Source organism: Streptomyces sp. BK340, from assembly GCF_007827595.1.
Classification (GTDB): Bacteria; Actinomycetota; Actinomycetes; order Streptomycetales; family Streptomycetaceae; genus Streptomyces.
The window spans coordinates 1-1491 of sequence record NZ_VISR01000072.1; the positions used below are offsets into that span (position 1 = coordinate 1).

The following is a 1491-nucleotide window of genomic DNA, read 5'->3' on the forward strand; positions in this document are numbered from 1 at the left end:
GGGGGGGTGCCTCTATGTCTTTCGTCAAGCGAGGCGTGGGGTTCTGGGTTCGTAGAAGGTGCCGTCGCGGAGCATCGCGAACAGCACGTTGATCCGTTGTCGGGCGAGGCGGAGAAGTGCCTGCGTGTGGGTCTTTCCGCGGGCTCGGCATCGGTCGTAGTAGGTGCGGGAGGCGGGGTCGTGCAGGGCGGCGAACGCGGACAGGAACATCGCGCGTTTGAGTTGCCGGTTGCCGCCTCTGGGTGCGTGTTCGCCGTGGATCGAGGTCCCGGAGGACTTTGTGGTCGGGGCGAGGCCGGCGTAGGAGGCGAGGTGGGCGGCGGTGGGGAAGCTGGTGCCGTCGCCGACGGTGACCAGCAGGGTGGCGGCGGTCCTGACCGCGATCCCCGGCATCGAGGTCAGGACCTTGGAAAGAGGGTGTGCCTCCAGCAGGGCGCTGATCTGGGCTTCTGTGGCCCGGCGTTGTTCGTGGACGGCGCCGAGCGAGCGGGCCAGGGAAGGGATCACGATGTCGAGGGTGCCGGTGCCCGGGACCACGACGGTCTGCTCGTCGAGGGCGTCGAAGACGTCGTCGATCAGCCGTGTCGCCATGCGCGGGGCCTTTGGGCGGACCACCTCGACCAGCCTGCGGCGTCCGGCCTTCCGCAGCGCGGCCGGGGATCCGTAGCGTTCCAGCAGCCAGGTCACGGCGTGGTGATCCAGGCGCGGGCCGAGGACCCGCTCGAGGCTGGGGTGGAACTGGGTGAGCAGGCCGCGTATCCGGTTGGAGGTGCGGGTGGCCTCGGCCGCCAGGTCCTGGTCGAAGCCGACGAGTACGGTCAGTTCGGCGGTGATCTCGTCGGTGAGTTCCAGCGAGCGCAGGGTGTGCGGCATGGTGCGGGCCGCGTCCGCGATCACCGCGGCGTCTTTCGCGTCGGTTTTCGCCTCGCCGGGGTAGAGGTCGGCGATCCGGCGCATGGACAGGCCGGGCAGGTAGGCGACCTTGCAGCCGGTGTCCCGGGCGACCGTGAGCGGGAGGGCGCCGATGGAAGCGGGCTGGTCCACCACGACGAGAACCGTGCCGAACTTGGTCTTCAGCTTCTCGAAGACGTCCCGCAGCTTCGGTTCGGTGTTGGGCAGTTGCTTGTCGAAGACCTTCTTGCCGGCCGGAGTGAGGCCGTGCCCGTGATGGGCGGTCTTGCCGACGTCCAGGCCGAGGAAGACGCCTATCTCGTCGCTGTCGTTCAAGCCGTCCTCCCGAACGGATGTCATGCGTGCTGGCCTGGGCGTTGGCGTCGTGCGCGCATCCACGTTATGCAGACCTGCCGCCCGCGAGCGGCCGGGCGTTGCGCCGGGCCAGGCGGTAGTCGGACCTCTCATCAGCGTCTCCAACGGCGCCTCTCGGGCCCGGTGGCACCACCCCCCAGGTCATACGTTCGACAGGGGGGACCAGCCATGCCGGGTCCGGAGGCCAGCGGCCCTCTTGCAGGACCGCGAAGAACATAACGGGGG

At 69.2% G+C, this 1491-nt stretch carries 1 protein-coding gene; it reads right to left on the reverse strand.

The window, feature by feature from the left end:
- Positions 1-24: 24 nt before the first annotated feature.
- Positions 25-1227, reverse strand: coding sequence for an IS110 family transposase (locus tag FB157_RS46950; protein WP_145887972.1), 1203 nt, complete (start codon positions 1225-1227; stop codon positions 25-27).
- Positions 1228-1491 lie beyond the last annotated feature (264 nt).